The sequence below is a fragment of the Inquilinus ginsengisoli genome (assembly GCF_031453975.1).
Lineage (GTDB): Bacteria > Pseudomonadota > Alphaproteobacteria > DSM-16000 > Inquilinaceae > Inquilinus > Inquilinus ginsengisoli_A.
The window spans coordinates 214,679-229,788 of record NZ_JAVDPW010000007.1; the positions used below are offsets into that span (position 1 = coordinate 214,679).

At 72.5% G+C, this 15,110-nt stretch carries 14 protein-coding genes; all 14 read left to right on the plus strand.

Annotated elements, in window-relative coordinates:
• Window positions 1–3 precede the first annotated feature (3 nt).
• The 14 genes from E9232_RS20590 to E9232_RS20655 all read left to right on the plus strand — a co-directional run bounded on the left by E9232_RS20590 (window position 4) and on the right by E9232_RS20655 (window position 14,960).
• On the plus strand, window positions 4–879 hold the full coding sequence (locus tag E9232_RS20590) for a triphosphoribosyl-dephospho-CoA synthase (RefSeq protein ID WP_309796987.1): 876 nt from the start codon (window positions 4–6) through the stop codon (window positions 877–879).
• Window positions 867–1,160 (plus strand): malonate decarboxylase subunit delta, encoded by a 294-nt coding sequence (locus E9232_RS20595; protein ID WP_309796989.1) that lies wholly within the window; start codon window positions 867–869, stop codon window positions 1,158–1,160. The genes E9232_RS20590 and E9232_RS20595 overlap by 13 nt, the downstream gene beginning before the upstream one ends.
• Window positions 1,157–1,999, plus strand: coding sequence for a biotin-independent malonate decarboxylase subunit beta (locus tag E9232_RS20600; RefSeq protein WP_309796991.1), 843 nt, complete (start codon window positions 1,157–1,159; stop codon window positions 1,997–1,999). The genes E9232_RS20595 and E9232_RS20600 overlap by 4 nt, the downstream gene beginning before the upstream one ends.
• Complete coding sequence (gene mdcE / locus E9232_RS20605; protein WP_309796993.1) at window positions 1,996–2,829, plus strand: biotin-independent malonate decarboxylase subunit gamma; 834 nt, start codon at window positions 1,996–1,998, stop codon at window positions 2,827–2,829. The genes E9232_RS20600 and mdcE overlap by 4 nt, the downstream gene beginning before the upstream one ends.
• A 92-nt stretch (window positions 2,830–2,921) precedes the next feature.
• On the plus strand, window positions 2,922–3,608 hold the full coding sequence (locus E9232_RS20610) for a malonate decarboxylase holo-ACP synthase (RefSeq protein ID WP_309796995.1): 687 nt from the start codon (window positions 2,922–2,924) through the stop codon (window positions 3,606–3,608).
• Entirely contained in the window at window positions 3,590–4,537 is a 948-nt protein-coding gene (mdcH, locus tag E9232_RS20615) for a malonate decarboxylase subunit epsilon (protein ID WP_309796997.1), read from the plus strand. Before E9232_RS20610 ends, mdcH begins: the two co-directional genes overlap by 19 nt.
• Window positions 4,538–4,640: 103 nt before the next feature.
• Window positions 4,641–5,408, plus strand: coding sequence for a superoxide dismutase (locus tag E9232_RS20620; RefSeq protein WP_309796999.1), 768 nt, complete (start codon window positions 4,641–4,643; stop codon window positions 5,406–5,408).
• Window positions 5,409–5,589: 181 nt separating this feature from the next.
• Window positions 5,590–5,964, plus strand: a complete 375-nt coding sequence (locus tag E9232_RS20625) for a hypothetical protein (protein WP_309797001.1) — start codon at window positions 5,590–5,592, stop codon at window positions 5,962–5,964.
• Between the two features lie 22 nt (window positions 5,965–5,986).
• The gene (gene tagH, locus E9232_RS20630) at window positions 5,987–7,351 is read left to right on the plus strand and encodes a type VI secretion system-associated FHA domain protein TagH (RefSeq protein WP_309797003.1); all 1,365 of its coding nucleotides are present in this window, start codon (window positions 5,987–5,989) and stop codon (window positions 7,349–7,351) included.
• A gap of 146 nt (window positions 7,352–7,497) precedes the next feature.
• Window positions 7,498–8,823, plus strand: a complete 1,326-nt coding sequence (gene tssK / locus E9232_RS20635) for a type VI secretion system baseplate subunit TssK (protein WP_309797004.1) — start codon at window positions 7,498–7,500, stop codon at window positions 8,821–8,823.
• 11 nt (window positions 8,824–8,834) lie between these two features.
• Window positions 8,835–10,205, plus strand: a complete 1,371-nt coding sequence (gene tssL / locus E9232_RS20640; RefSeq protein WP_309797006.1) for a type VI secretion system protein TssL, long form — start codon at window positions 8,835–8,837, stop codon at window positions 10,203–10,205.
• The gene (tssM, locus tag E9232_RS20645) at window positions 10,205–13,702 is read left to right on the plus strand and encodes a type VI secretion system membrane subunit TssM (RefSeq protein WP_309797007.1); all 3,498 of its coding nucleotides are present in this window, start codon (window positions 10,205–10,207) and stop codon (window positions 13,700–13,702) included. Before tssL ends, tssM begins: the two co-directional genes overlap by 1 nt.
• Window positions 13,684–14,250: a type VI secretion system-associated protein TagF gene (gene tagF / locus E9232_RS20650; protein ID WP_309797009.1), complete on the plus strand. Its 567-nt coding sequence runs from the start codon at window positions 13,684–13,686 to the stop codon at window positions 14,248–14,250. The genes tssM and tagF overlap by 19 nt, the downstream gene beginning before the upstream one ends.
• Window positions 14,247–14,960: a PP2C family protein-serine/threonine phosphatase gene (locus E9232_RS20655; protein ID WP_309797012.1), complete on the plus strand. Its 714-nt coding sequence runs from the start codon at window positions 14,247–14,249 to the stop codon at window positions 14,958–14,960. Before tagF ends, E9232_RS20655 begins: the two co-directional genes overlap by 4 nt.
• Window positions 14,961–15,110: the final 150 nt, after the last annotated feature.

Sequence of the window (15,110 nt, forward strand, 5' to 3'; positions counted from 1 at the left end):
GTCATGGCCGCCGCTGCTCTCGCTCTGGTCGATCGCGCCGAGGCCTGGCCCGGCGTGGACGGCCTCGCCGACCTCGCCGTCTGGGCCCTGATCGAGGAGGCCGAGCTGACCCCCAAGCCGGGGCTGGTCGACCGCCGCGGCTCCGGCGCCCACCACGATCTCGACCTCGCCCTGCTGCACCGCTCCGCGCGGTCGCTGCGGCCGGCCTTCCGGGATATGGCCGAGGCCGCGGCCGGCCGCGTGCCGGACCGGTTCCTGCGCGAGGACCTAGCCGCGATCGGCCGCGACGGCGAGCGCGCCATGATGGCGGCGACCGGCGGCAGCAACGCCCATCGTGGCGCGATCTGGGCCCTCGGCCTGCTGCTGGCCGGCGCGGTGATCGCGGGCGGTGCCTCTCCCCGGCGCATCGGCGGCATCGCCGGCGCCATCGCCCGCAACCCCGACCGTTTCGCGCCCCGGGCCGCCAGCCACGGCACCCACGTGCGGGACCTGCACGGGGTATCCGGCGCCCGCGGCGAGGCCTGGGACGGCTTCCCCCATGCGGTCGCGGTCGGCCTGCCCGCCCTGCGCGCCGCCCGCGGCGCCGGGGCCGGCGAGACGGAAGCGCGGCTCGACGCGCTGCTGGCGATCATGGCGTCGCTCGACGACACCTGCCTGCTGCATCGCGGCGGCCAGGGTGCGCTCGACGCGGCGCAGGCCGGCGCGCGCGCCGTGCTCGCCGCCGGCGGCACCGCGCATCCGGCCGGGCGGGCGCGTCTCGCCGTGCTCGACGCCGACCTGCTGGCGCGCTGGGCCTCGCCCGGCGGGTCGGCCGACCTGCTGGCCGCCACCCTGTTCCTCGACTGCATCGACCGGAGGTTCGCCCCATGGAACGCCTGACCTTCGACTATCCCGCCACCGCCCCGGTGCCGAAGCGCGCCCATGTCGGCGTCGTCGGCTCCGGCAACCTCGAAGTGCTGATCGAGCCCTCGCCGGACGGGCGGGCGCGCGTGGTGGTCAGCACCAGCGTCGACGGCTATGGCGCGGTGTGGAAGGCGGTGCTGGACCGCTTCTTCGAACGCCATGCCGTCGCCGCGGCGGTGGAGATCAACGATTTCGGCGCGACGCCGGGGATGGTGGCGCTGCGCCTCGAACAGGCGGTGGAGGCGACGAGATCATGAACGCCATCGTTTCGCGCGACAGCTTCATCGAGCTGACCGCCCGCGACCGCGCCCGGGCGCTGCTCGACGACGGCAGCTTCCGCGAGATCCTCGGGCCGTTCGACCGGCTGACCTCGCCCTGGCTGCCGTTGCAGGGCATCGTCACCCAGGCGGATGACGGGGTGGTGCTGGCCCGCGGAACCATCGACGGCCAGCCCGCGGTGGTCGCCGCCATCGAAAGCGCCTTCCAGGGCGGCAGCATGGGCGAGGTCGCCGGCGCCAAGATCGCCGGCGCGCTGGAGCGGGCCCTGGCCGACCACCGCAAGGGCGTGCCGACCCGGCCGGTGATCCTGTTCGAGACCGGCGGCGTGCGGCTGCAAGAGGCCAATCTGGGCCTTGCCGCCATCGCCGAGATCCACGCCGCCATCCTGGCGCTGCGCCCGCATGTCCCGGTGGTCGGCGTCATCTCCGGCCTGGTCGGCTGCTTCGGCGGCATGTCGCTGGCGGCCGCGCTGTGCAGCACGCTGATCGTGACCCGGCAGGGCCGGCTCGGCATGAACGGGCCGGAGGTGATCGAGCAGGAGGCCGGAATCGAGGAGCTCGACTCGTCGGACCGCCGGCTGATCTGGAGCCTGATCGGCGGTGAGCAGCGGCACGCCGCGGACCTGGTGGACACGCTGGTCGGGGACGATGTCGCGGCCATTGCCGCCGCCGTCCGCGCCGCCTTCGCCGCGGGCGTTCCGGCCCGGCCCCGCAGCGCGGCGGTCGAGACCTGGCGGGCCCGGCTGGCGGCGATCGACCCGGCCGCACCGCCATCGCCGAACGACCTGCGAACCCTGTGGGGCGAGGACATGCCATGAGCACCAGCGCATCCCTGAGCAGCCGCGGCCGGACCTGGCTGGCGGCCCTGACCGGGCAGGCCCCGGCCACGGTCGCCGGCACCTCCACGGTGCTGACCGCCGACGCCGATCTCGGCGGCGAGACCGCCCGCTTCATCGCGGTGGTGCCGGACCCGGCCAACCGCTTCCCCCGTGCCCGCCAGGGCGAGGTCGGGCTGGAGGAGGGGTGGGGGCTGGCCGCCGCGGTCCAGGCGGTGATCGCCGCGGACCGGGACGGATCCCGCCGCCCGATCGTGGCGCTGGTCGACGTCACCAGCCAGGCCTATGGCCGGTTGGAGGAACTGCTGGGCGTCCACCTCGCCTGCGCCGCGGCGGCGGACGCCTATGCCGCCGCCCGGCTGGCCAGCCATCCGGTGGTGGCGCTGCTGGTCGGCAAGGCCATGTCCGGCGCCTTCCTGGCCCATGGCTACCAGGCCAACCGCCTCCTGGCGCTGGATGATGACGGTGTGCTGGTCCATGCCATGGGCCGCGAGGCCGCCGCCCGCGTCACCCGCCGCACGGTGGCGGAGCTGGACCGGCTGGGCGAGCAGATCCCGCCGATGGCCTATGGCGTGCGCAGCTTCGCCAAGCTCGGCCTGCTGCACCGGCTGATCGAGGGCGTCGCGGCGGATGCGCCAGGGCCTGCGGACGTCGAGCGGGTGCGGACGGAGCTGGCGCAGGCCGTGGCCGACATCCGCGCCCGGGGCGATCGCGATCTGTCCTGCCGGCTGGACTCGCCCGCCGCCCACGACACCCGCGCCGCCTCGATCGCGGTGCGCCAGCGGCTGGCGGAGCAATGGGACGCGGCCTGACCGTGGTGAAGGGCGAGGGGGCCTCGCCTGAGGGGTCTCCCCAGGAGCCCCCACCCCGTCATTGCGAGGAGGCGAAGCCGACGAAGCAATCCATGGCGCCGCTTGGACGGCCCGATGGATTGCTTCGCTACGCTCGCAATGACGATGAAGGGCGTGGGGGAGGGGACGCATCAGTCCTTCCCCATGACCTGCTACGGATCGATCCCGGGCGGCTCGGCGAGTTGCCGAATTGGGCCGTCGCCTCGCTCGACGCCGTCCCCTGGGTCGTGGTCCGGCGCGCCCCGCCGCGCGACGGCCAGCTGCCGGTCGGCATCCGCGGTGCCGGGCGCGGCGAGCGCTGCGCCGCCTGGCTGCCGGCCGATGCGGTCGTGGCCGTCCGCACCCCCGAAGATCTCGCCACCGCCGCCGCGTGGCGCGGCCATGCCCGCCGCGGCGATGTTCCGGCGCTGGCCATCCTCGACCCGGTGGCGGAGCTGCTGGGCGGCCGGGCCTGGGGGCCGGCCGGCAGCGTCGGCTTCGAACTCGCCACCGGCCATCCCGCGGCGCATCGGGACAGCGATCTCGACATCGTCCTGCGCGCGCCCCACCGGATCGGCCGCGACCTGTCGGATCGTCTGGTCTCCGCCCTGGCGCGGCTGCCGGTGCGGGTCGATGTCGTGCTGGAGACGCCGCTGGGCGGCTGCAGCCTGGCGGAGGTCGCGGCCGGCGGCCGGCCCCTGGTGGTGAAGACGCTCCACGGCCCACGGCTGGTCGACGACCCGTGGCCGGCCTCGCCATGAGCATCGCCTTCCTGTGTCCGGGGCAGGGGGCGCAGAGCCCGGGGTTCCTGCACCGCCTGCCCGACCATCCCGCCATCGCCGCGACGCTCGACGAGGCCGGCGGCGTGCTCGGGCGCGACGTGCGCGACCTCGACGGTGAGGTCGCGCTGCGCTCGACCGTGGCGGTGCAGCTCTCCGTGGTGATCGCCGGTGTCGCCACCGCCCGCGCCCTCGCCGCCGAAGGGGTGGTGCCGGACGCGGTCGCCGGGCTGTCGATCGGGTCCTTCACCGCCGCGGTGGTGGCCGGCGCGCTGGCCTTCGCCGATGCCCTGCCGCTGGTCGCCTTGCGTGGGCGGTTGATGGAGCAGGCCTACCCCGCCGGATACGGGCTCGCCGTCCTGGTCGGCCTGCCGCAGCGGCGGGTGGAGCAGATCGTCGCCGCGACCGGCGGGGCGGCCGCGCCGCTCTATCTCGCCAACCTCAACGGGCCGGCCGAATTCGTGCTCAGCGGCGCCGACGCGGCGCTGGATCGCGCGATCGAAACGGCGCGGCAGGCGGGCGCGCGCCGGGCCGAGCGGCTGGCCGTGGCGGTGCCGTCGCATTGCCCGCTGATGGATGGGCCCGCCGCGGCGCTGACCGCCGCGGTCGCCGCCGTGCCGATCGCGGCGCCGCGCCGGCTCTATGTCGGAAACCGCCGGGCCCGGGCGCTGCGCGACGCCGCCGCGGTGCGCGAGGAGCTGGCAACCAACCTGGCGCATCCGGTGCGCTGGGACGACGCCACCACCCTGCTGGCCGAACACGGCGCCACGCTGTTCCTGGAGCTGCCGCCCGGCGACGTGCTGACCCGCCTGGCCGCAGCGACCTTCCCCGACAGGGTCGCGCGATCGGGCGACGGCCTGTCCGTCGCCGGGGCCAGGGCACTGGCGGCACGCTGCAGCAACGCTCGATGATGCCTCACGGCGTTACAGCAGTAGCCGGGTTCCGCAGGGGTGAAATCGTCCGGTAACGGCCCGGGGCAATGCTTTCAGCATGTCCTGAAGCCGAGAAATCCCGATGAATCGACGCGAAGCCCTGATCCTCGGCGGCACTGCCGCCTTCGCCGCCGGGACCGTGCTTTCCCGTCCGGCCGGGGCCGCGGTCACGACCGGCGGCATCCCGCATGCGCTGCCCCGGCCGATCACCATCGGCGACCGCCGCCTCGCCGCGGCGGCGTCGGTCAACGCCCCCGGCCCGTTCGTGCAGCCGAAGCTGCCCTTTGCCGAGAGCGCGCTGGCCCCGACCATCAGCGCCGAGACCGTCGGCCTGCACTACGGCAAGCACCACAAGGCCTATTTCGACACGCTGAACAAGCTGGTGCCCGGCACGCCCTATGAGTCGATGACCCTGGCCGAGGTGGTGGTGAAGGCCGCCACGGCCAAGGACACCGCGATCTTCAACCAGGCCGGCCAGGCCTGGAACCACGATCTGTACTGGGAGCAGTTCACCCCCGGCGGGCCGAAGGCGCCGCAGGGCCAGCTGGCCGCCGCCATCGCCGACGCCTTCGGCGACCAGGCCGGGCTGGTCAAGGCCACCACCGAGGCTGCCGGCAAGGTGTTCGGCAGCGGCTGGGTCTGGCTGGTGGCCGATGCCGGCAAGCTCAGCCTGGTCGGCAGCTCGAACGCAGACTCGCCCTTCGCCCATGGCGGCCAGCCGCTGTTCGGCATCGATGTCTGGGAACACGCCTACTACCTGGACTACCAGAACCGCCGCCCCGACCACGTCAAGGCCGTGCTCGAGACCATCGTCAACTGGTCGGTCGTCTCGGACCGGCTGGGGGCTTGAGTGCTCAAGCGGGCAGGGGCTGCATGTGTTGCAGCTGTAGCATTTTCCCTCGGGTCTGAAATCAAGCCGTAGCCTCAGACCTGGATGGTCTCCGCTCATTGATGTCGTGGTTTTGACCTGTGTGACTGGGTCTGTTTGCGACAACACATTGCCTGGACTGGCCGAGTTTACGGAGATCTGCATGATCAGGTTGGGAGTCGCGGTCGCCCTTGTCGTCCTGCTGGCAGGCTGCGATCAGCGCGGAGCGGGCCTTGGCGCGCGGGAAACGGCCACCTATCAATGCGTGCCGTCGGACCAGGCCCCGGCCAAGGGCGGTGCCGTTGCCTCCGGCCAGAAGGGCCGGCGCCTCACGGTCACCTATGACGACCGCAGCCAGCAGGCGCTGGTCAGCCTCGACGGCGGCAGCATCAACTATCTGAAGCTGGTGCCCGACGTGAAGGACCGCCTCTACGCCAACGAGAAATACGCGTGGAAGACCAGCGGTAACGCCAGTGTCCTGACCGACATCGCGGACGTCCAGGTCTACAGCTGCGCCCGTTCGGCGAATGGGCCGTAACCATGCCGGCCGGAACGGTGCCATGACGCTGACGCTGAGCATCCTGCGCTGCCCCGACGGGGTGCCGCCGGAAACCCGCACCGTGGGCGGCGGCGAGTTCACCATCGGCCGCGGCACCGAATGCGACTGGGTGTTGCCGGATCCGGAGCGGGTGCTGTCCAAGCGGCATTGCGTGGTGGCCTTCGACGGCAACGCCTGGCGGGTCACCGACACCAGCACCAACGGCACCTTCCTGAACCAGCTGACCGACCGGGTGGACGCCGATGCGCCGCGCCTGCTGCGGGACGGCGACCGGCTGGTCTTCGGCGCCTATGAGATCGAGGCGGTGTTCGACCGCCAGCCCTCGGCCCTGCCCCGCGACGCCCCGGCCCGCGACAGCCGGCCCGAATCTCTCAACAGTGACCGGTTCACCAGCGATCCCTTCCCGGTGCTGGGGGCCGATCCGCTGGCCGTCGCGCTGCCGTCCGACGACGTGGCCCTGGATGCGGCCGAGCCGGGCGGATGGTCGGTGGGCAAGTTCCTCGACACGCCCCGGGCGATCTCCGATCACGCGCCGGTGATCCAGGAGAGTTTTCGCGCGCCGCGCACCACCCTAGAGCTGCTGCCCGACGACTGGGACCTGGACGACGCCGCGCCGGCGCCGGCCGGACCGGCCACAGCGGAGCAGATCGCGGCCGTGCCACCGGCCATTGCGGAGGTGGCCGAGGCGGAGCCCGCGGCCACCCAGCCGACTCCCGCCCCGTCGATCCTCCCACCCCCTGTCCAGCAGGCGCCTGTGGCCGCCTATCAGGGCGGATCGCTGGAGGAGGCGCTGGCCGCCTTCATCGCCGGCGCCGGGGTCCAGGGCGTCGCCCAGGGCGATCCGATCGAAACGCTGCGCGGCCTGGGCGGGGCGTTCCGCGCCATGGTCACCGGCCTGCGCCGCATGATGATCGCCCGCGCGGCGGTCAAGGGCGAGTTCCGCATCGAGCAGACCCTGATCCGGCCCGCCGGCAACAACCCGCTGAAGTTCTCCGCCGACGACGAGGACGCGCTGGCGGCGCTGCTGGGGGTCGGCCGCCGCAGCGACATGACGGCGAAGGACGCCGTGGCCGACGCCTTGCGCGACATGCGGCTGCACGAGCTGGCGATGTCGTCGGCGATGCAGCAGGCGGTCCAGCACCTGGTGGCCGAGCTGGCCCCGGCCCGCGTGACGGCCAAGGTCGAGCCCGAGACGCTGGACCTGCTGCCGGGCCGCCGCAAGGCCCGCAGCTGGGACGCCTACGAGGCGCTGTACGGCGGCATCGTGCAGGCCCTGGCCGATGATTTCGACAGCGTGTTCGGCAAATCCTTCGCCCGCGCCTATGAGCTCGCGATGACCGAGATCGCGGAACAGCTCGGCGAATAGCCATGCGCCGCCGGTCGGTGCGCCGCCCGCAGGGTCCGGGGCCGGCCCCGGATGTCCGGCAATGACATCGGCCGCGACTGGCCTCCGCAGGGCGGAGCCGCGCGGCCGCAACGGGCGACGCAGGATGCGTTTCCGAGGAGAACGACGTGACGTGGAGCAGTCGGATCGCGTGGCAGGAAGGAATGTTCCTTCGCGCCCAGCATTTCCAGCAGCAGGACCGCTGGGTCGAGGCCCAGATCCGGGGCAGCTTCATGGCATTGCGGCCCCATCCCTGGGGCCTGATCGAGATGACCCTGTCGCGCGACCTGCTGGCCACCGGACGCTTCGCGATCGCCTCCGCGGTCGGGGTGTTCGAGGACGGCACGCCGTTCGCCACGCCGGGCGAGGCCGACCTGCCGCCGCCGCTGGAGGTGGCCGACACGGCCCGCAACGTGCTCGTCTACCTCGCGGTCCAGGTGCGCCAGCAGGGCTCGGTCGAGATCGGCGCGGTCAATGAGGAGGGGCGTTACCGGTCGCGCCCGTTCGAGGCCTACGACACCCATTCCGGCACGCCGCAGCCGGCCGAACTGCAGATCGGGCAGCTCCGGCTGCGCTACATGCTCGAGACCGACGACCGCGACGGCTACATCTGCCTGCCCCTGGCGCGGATCACCGAGGTGACGCCGGACCGGCGCGTGGTGCTGGACGACCGCTGGATCCCGCCGGCCCTGACCTGTTCCGCGGTGGCGCCGCTGGCCGGGCTGATGGTAGAGCTGGCCGGCATGCTGAGCCAGCGCGGCGAAGCCATCGCCGGGCGCCTGACCGCGGTCGGCACCAAGAGCAACACCGAGGTCGCCGACTTCCTGCTGCTGCAATCGGTCAACCGCTGGCAGGCCCTGGTCAGCCATCTCGCCGATGCCGCGAACATCCATCCGGAGACCCTGTACGGCATCCTGGTCCAGATGGCGGGCGAGCTCGCGACCTTCACCGACGCGCGGCGCCGGCCCAACACCTATCCCGCCTATCGCCATGAAGACCTGCAGCGCAGCTTCACCCCGGTGATGGCGGATGTCCGCCGGTCGCTCTCGGCGGTGCTGGAGCAGACGGCGATCCGGATCCCGCTGCAGGAGCGCCGGCACGGCGTCCGGGTCGGCCCGATCCTGGACCGCACCCTGCTCAACGGGTCGAGCTTCGTGCTGGTGGTGCAGGCCGATATGCCGGCGGAGGCGCTGCGGCGCACCTTCCCGGGCAAGGCCAAGATCGGGGCGGTGGAGCATATCCGCGAACTGGTCAACGTGGCCCTGCCGGGCATCGAGCTGCAGGCCCTGCCCGTGGCCCCGCGGCAGATGCCGTTCATCGCCGGCGCCCAGTATTTCGAACTCGACCGCAACAGCCCGCATTGGCAGCAGATGCAGGCGTCCGGCGGCTTCGCCGTCCATGTCTCGGGTGACTTCCCGAACCTGGCGCTGGACCTCTGGTCGATCCGGGGCTGAGGGACGCGCGCATGAGCGATAATCCCTTCGCCGAGCCGGACGACGACGAACGCACCGTCATCCGCCCGATTCCAGGCGGCCGGCCGGCCCCCGCTGCGGCCCGGCCCGCAGCATCCACAGCCCTCCAGACCGATGCCGGCGAGGCGCCTGCGGAAGCCCCCGGGGCGGGGGTCGAGTTCGCGGAGCTGCCGCCGGTCGGCGTCTCGCCGATCACGGCCGCCGCGGCGCCGCTGCTGTCGCTGCTGGCCCGGCTGCGCAACGTCTTCACAGTGCCGGATCCCGCCGCCCTCCGCGACAGCACGATCCAGGAGATGCGCCGCTTCGAGAAGGCCCTGCGCGACCAGAGCCTGCCGATGGAGCAGATCCGCCTGTCCCATTACGCGCTGTGCGCCAGCATCGACGATGTGGTGCAGAACACGCCCTGGGGCAGCCGCGGCCCCTGGGCGGACGCGTCGCTGGTCTCGACCTTCCACCAGGAGGTGCGCAGCGGCGAGCGCTTCTTCGACCTGCTGGGGCAGCTGCGTCAGAATCTCGGCATATTCCTGCCGGTGGTCGAGCTCATGTACCTCTGCATGTCGCTGGGGATGCAGGGCCGCTACCGGCTGACCGCGCGCGGACCCGCCGAACTCGACCGGGTGCGGGAAGAGACCTATGTCGCGATCATGCGGCAGCGGCAGCCGGTCGAGCGCGGCCTGTCGGTCCATTGGAAGGGCGTCACGGCGCCCTATCGCCCGCTGCGCAGCCTGCTGCCGGTCTGGGTCGCGGCGCTGCTCGGGATCGGCTTCGTGGTGCTGCTCTACGTGCTGCTGTCCTACGGCATCAACGGCGCCTCGGACCGGCTGTTCGACGCCGCGCGCAGCCTGCCGCCGGGGCAGATGCCGACCATCGAGCGCACCGCGCCGCCGAAGCCGCTGCCGCCCGCACCGCGCCCGGTGGCCAGCGAGCTCGACAAGCTGGCCGGCTTCCTGGCGCCCGAGATCAAGCAGGGGCTGGTGACCATCGCCGGCACCGATGCGGTGCCGATCGTGCGGATCCTCAATCTCGGCATGTTCAAGTCCGGCAGCGCCACGGTCGAGGCCCAGTACCTGCCGATCCTGACCCGCATCGGAACCGCGCTGCGGACCGAACCCGGCGCCGTGGACGTGGTCGGCTACACCGACAACCAGCCGATCCACACCGTCCAGTTCCCGTCGAACTTCCAGCTGTCCCTGGCCCGTGCCAAGGCGGCCGCGACGGTGATCTCGGGCGGGATCGACGACCCCTCCCGGCTGACGCCCTCGGGGCGGGCGGATGAAAACCCGATCGCCGCCAACGACACGCCGGACGGGCGCCAGCAGAACCGGCGCATCGAGGTGGTCTTGCATCGGAAAAGTGCCGACTGATGGATAACCTGCAATATCTGGGCGCGTTCTTCGTCAACCGCTGGACCTACAGCTTCGCCGGCGTCGGCATGGCCAGCATGCTGGTCTGGTACCTGGCGCCGCTGGTCCCGGGCTTCGACAGCTACCTCGCCCGCACCATCCTGATCCTGGTGCTGGTGATCCTGTGGGCCGGGATCAACGCGGTGCTGAGCTGGCGGCGGCGGCGGCGCGAGAACACCCTGGCCTCCGCCATGACCGCGGATTCCGGCGTGGACGAACGCGACGTCCGGGCCGCCACGGCCGAAGAGGTCGCCCGGCTGCGCGAGCGGGTCCGCGGCGCGCTGACCCGGCTGCGGGCCGGCCGCCGCCGCGGCTATCTGTACGAACAGCCCTGGTACGTGCTGATCGGGCCGCCGGGGTCGGGCAAGACCACCGCCCTGCTCAATTCCGGGCTGCACTTCCCCCTGGCCCAGCCGGATGGGACGGACATCGCGGTCGGCGGCGTCGGCGGCACCCGCCTGTGCGACTGGTGGTTCGCCGACGAGGCGGTGCTGATCGACACCGCCGGGCGCTACACCACCCAGGATTCCGATGCGGCGGTCGACCGCGCCGGCTGGCAGGGTTTCCTCGACCTGCTGCGGCGCACCCGCCCGCGCCAGCCGGTCAACGGCGCCATCGTCGTCGTCTCGCTGACTGACATCGCGTCGGCCGATCCGGCCATGCGGGCGGCCCATGCCCGGGCGGTGCGCCGGCGCGTCACCGAGATCTCGGACCGGCTGCGCCTGCGCGTGCCGGTCTACATGGTGTTCAGCAAGGCCGACCAGCTGACCGGCTTCAACGAGTATTTCGACGACCTCGACGTCGAAGGCCGCGGCCAGGTCTGGGGCATGACCTTCCCCCTGGCCAAGGGGACCGAGGCGTTCGCGCCCGAATTCCGGCTGCTGCTGGAGCGCCTCGACCAGCGCGTGTTCGAACGGCTGCAGGCCGAGCGCGCCCCCGACCGCCGCGCGCTGCTGGGCGGCTTCTCGCTGCAGCTCGCCAGCCTCGAACGGCCGCTGACCGAATTCCTCGCCCAGGCCTTCGGCGGCACCCGGATCGACCCGGCGCCGTTCCTGCGCGGCGTCTACATCACCTCCGCGACGCAGGAGGGCACGCCGGTCGACCGGCTGACCGGCATGCTGGCGCGGTCCTTCGGGGTCGACCAGAAGCGGACCCCCAGCCTGCGGCCGGTGGCCGGGCGCAGCTATTTCCTGAAGCGCCTGCTGGGCGAGGTCGTCCTGGGCGAGGCGCTGCTGGTCTCCACCGGCTCGGCCCGGATGCGGCGGCGGCGCCTGCTGCGCATCGCCGGCCTGAGCGTGATCGGCCTGGCGACGCTGGCGGTGTCGCTCGGGCTGTGGCGGGCGGAGGTGACCAACCGCGTCGCCGTGGAGCATGCCGACGAGGCGATCGCCGGCTACCGCCAGCAACTGGCCGGCGCCAAGCTGGACCCGGTGACGGATGACGACCTGCAGCATATCGTGCCCCTGCTGGATGCGGCGCAGAGCTTGCCGCGCGAGCAGGAGGACTGGCTGACCGGCATCTCCGGCCTGTCGCAGGGCGAGAAGCTGGAGGCGGTCGAGCGGTCGATCTACCACCGCGCGCTGGAGCAGATCCTGCTGCCGCGCCTGGTGTGGCGAATCGAGCAGCAGATGCGCGGCCAGCTCGACAATCCAGACTTCCTGTACGAAGCGACCCGCGTCTACCTCATGCTCGGCGGCGCTGGGCCGCTGGATCCCGCTTTGGTGCGCGACTGGATGGTGCTGGACTGGCAGGCCCGGTTCCCCGGCGTGCTGAACGCCCAGATGCGCGACCATCTGCTGATGCATCTCAACGCGCTGCTGGCCGACCCGCTGCCCACGGTGACCCTGGACGGGGCGCTGGTGGAAACCGCCCGGGCCGCCTTCAGCCGGGTGCCGCTGGCCGACCGCGTGTACAGCCGGATCCGCCCCGAGGCTTCGGCCAAGAAGATCCCGGACTGGACGCCGGCGGCGGAGCTGGGGTCCGCCGGGGCGCAGCTCTTCACCCGGGTCTCGGGCAAGCCGCTCACCGAAGGGGTTCCCGGCTTCTACACCGCCGCGGGCTTCCAGACCGTGCTGCTGAGCAACCTGGCCGGGGCGACCCGGGCGGTGGCCGATGAAAGCTGGGTGCTTGGGCGCAGCGAGGCGATCCCGACCGACGGCGCCGGCATCGAAGGCCTCGAGCACGATGTCGTCGCGCTCTATGTCGCCGACTTCCAGAAGCAATGGGACACCATGCTCGGCGATCTCACGCTCACCCCCTTCGCCGACCGGGCGGCGGCGATCCAGGGCTTGTACGTGCTGTCGTCGCCGCAATCGCCGATGCGCGACCTGCTGATCTCGATCGCGCATGAGCTGACCCTGGTGCCGGCCCCGCCGCCCGCCGGCGACGCGGCCGCGCCGGCCGCCCCCACCACGCAGCAGAAGTCGCTGGCCGCGGTGATCGGCAGCACGGCCGCGCCCGACGCCGGGGCGATGCCCGCCATCGCGGCGCTGGACCAGCACTACGAGCCGCTGCGCGACTTCGTGGGCAATGACGGCCAGGCGGCGCCGATCACCGGGGTGCTGCGCCTGATCAACGCGCTGCAGCAGGAGCTCGCCCAGCTCGGCCCCGATGCCGCCAACGTGCCGGCGACGCTGCAGGGCAGCGGCGACCCGGTGCAGCTGCTGCTGGCGGAATCGCAGCGCCAACCCCCGCCGGTGGCGCGCTGGCTGCAGCAGATGGCGACCTCGGGCAAGAGCCTGATCGGCGGCAGCGTCCAGCATGCCGCGGCGGCGGCCTTCTCGGCCACCGACGGCCCGGGCAAGCTGTGCCAGACCGTGGTGACCCGGCGATATCCGTTCTCGCCGTCGTCCAGCGACGACGCGCCGCTGGATGATTTCGCCCGGCTGTTTGGGCCGGACGGGATGTTCGACAGCTATTTCCAAAGCCAGATCCGGCCCTTCGTGAACACCAGCGGCACGGTCTGGCAGCTGCAGCCGGTCGGCGGCGTGGCGCCGCCGGTCAGCCCGGCCACCCTGGCCCAGTTCCAGCGCGCCGCGGCGATCCGCGACGCGTTCTTTCCGGCCGGCGGCAACCAGCCGCAGATCCGCTTCGACGTCACCCCGCAATCGGCCGGCGACGGGGCGGCGACGCTGACCCTAGGCGGCGCGACGATCGGCACCACCGGCGACACGGCGCGCCAGACCTCGCTGACCTGGCCGGGCGGGGACGGGCTGAACCCGGCGCGCCTGGTGTTCGGCGAGGCGGGCGAGGGCGGATCGCTCGGCGCCAGCGGCCCCTGGGCGCTGTTCCGCCTGCTGCAGCAGGCGCAGGTCTCGCCATCCGGCCGGCCCGAGGAATTCGTCGTGTCCTTCCGGTCCGGTGCGGATTCGGCCAGCTACACCCTGCGGGCCGGGTCGTCGCGGAACCCGTTCGGCCGGAACCTGCTCAAGGATTTCCGGTGTCCGGTGCTGCAATGAACGGTCGGCAGGCGATGCCGCCCGCGGTCGGCTTCTTCGGCAAGATCCCGGCCCGCGGCGACTTCCTTCAGGCGGGCCTGTCGCTCGGCTTCGTCCGGGCCTGGGACGGCTGGCTGCAGCGCGTCCTCGCCGAGGCGCAGCGGGTGCTGGGCGAGGCCTGGCCGGAGGTGTGGCATGTGGCGCCGGTCTGGCGCTTCGCCCTGCCGCCCGGCCTGTGCGGATCGGGCCCGGTGCTGGGCCTGTGGATGCCCAGCGTCGACCGGGTCGGCCGCCAGTTTCCCCTGACCTTGGCCGCGGAAGGGGCAGGGGGCGGGGATGATTTCCTCGATGCGGCAGAGCAGATCGGCCGCGATGCGATCGCCTTCGACCTGGCGCCCGACGCGATGATGGCGCGGCTGCGCGAGGCCACGCCGCCGGAGCCGGCGTCGCCGGGTCCCGGGCGGCAAGGGCGGTGGTGGAGCGCGGGCGGTCCCTTCGCCGCGGCGGCCGAGCTTGTGCTGGACGCCCTGCCGGACGGCGCCGGCTTCGTGCGGATGCTGCGGCAGTGACCGAGGAGCTTCGCCACTGGGCCGCCTCGCATCCCGGCGCGGTCCGCATCCAGAACCAGGATTCCTACATCTGCCGCCCCAGGCTCGGCCTGTTCTCGGTGGCCGACGGCGTGGGCGGGCACAGCGAGGGGGATGTCGCCTCGAGCCAGGTGGTCACCCTGCTCGGCGAGATCTCGGAGACGGCGCCGCCATCGGAGCGGCTGGCGGAGGTCCGCACGCGCCTGCACGCCGCGCATTGCAAGCTCCTCGCGGAGGGGCAGGCCCGGGCCCCCCAGGTGACGCTGGCGACCACGGTCGTCGTGCTGATGCTGCATGAGGACCATTTCGCATTCCTGTGGGCCGGGGATTCGCGCGGCTACCTGCTGCGCGACGGCACGCTGCACCGTCTGACCTCGGACCACAGCGTGGTGCAGGAGCTGGTGGATTCAGGGGCGATCACGCCCGCGGAGGCCGAGACCCATCCGCAGGGCAATGTGATCACCCGGGCGATCGGCGCGGGCGGTCCCGAGCTGCTGATCGACAAGGCCCTGGGCGCGGTGCAGCCGGCCGACCGGATCCTGCTGTGCAGCGACGGCCTGTACAAGGCGCTGGGGGTGGACGAGATGGTCGAGATCATGGCCCAGGACGGCGATGTCGCCCAGATGCTGGTCGCGGCCGCCCTGGCCCGCCGCGCCCGGGACAACATCACGGCCGTGGTGGTCGCGCTCTGACGGTCGAAGGCGATCCGGATCGGTCCTGCGGGAAGATCCGGGTGCTGATCGGCGCAATGGCAATGCACAGCGGAAAAGGATGGCGGTCGTGACAAAGAACTTCGTCGATGCAGTCAAAGGTCATTTCGACCAGCCGGGGGCGAAGTGGCT

Bases quoted from the DNA above. Each gene is read 5' to 3' on its own strand.
- tagH (WP_309797003.1), top strand. From the start codon at position 5,987: ATGACGCTGACGCTGAGCATCCTGCGCTGCCCCGACGGGGTGCCGCCG.
- tssM (WP_309797007.1), top strand. From the start codon at position 10,205: ATGGATAACCTGCAATATCTGGGCGCGTTCTTCGTCAACCGCTGGACC.
- E9232_RS20610 (WP_309796995.1), top strand. From the start codon at position 2,922: ATGGCGCCGCTTGGACGGCCCGATGGATTGCTTCGCTACGCTCGCAAT.
- tssL (WP_309797006.1), top strand. From the start codon at position 8,835: ATGAGCGATAATCCCTTCGCCGAGCCGGACGACGACGAACGCACCGTC.
- E9232_RS20600 (WP_309796991.1), top strand. From the start codon at position 1,157: ATGAACGCCATCGTTTCGCGCGACAGCTTCATCGAGCTGACCGCCCGC.
- mdcE (WP_309796993.1), top strand. From the start codon at position 1,996: ATGAGCACCAGCGCATCCCTGAGCAGCCGCGGCCGGACCTGGCTGGCG.
- E9232_RS20625 (WP_309797001.1), top strand. From the start codon at position 5,590: ATGATCAGGTTGGGAGTCGCGGTCGCCCTTGTCGTCCTGCTGGCAGGC.
- E9232_RS20595 (WP_309796989.1), top strand. From the start codon at position 867: ATGGAACGCCTGACCTTCGACTATCCCGCCACCGCCCCGGTGCCGAAG.
- E9232_RS20590 (WP_309796987.1), top strand. From the start codon at position 4: ATGGCCGCCGCTGCTCTCGCTCTGGTCGATCGCGCCGAGGCCTGGCCC.
- E9232_RS20620 (WP_309796999.1), top strand. From the start codon at position 4,641: ATGAATCGACGCGAAGCCCTGATCCTCGGCGGCACTGCCGCCTTCGCC.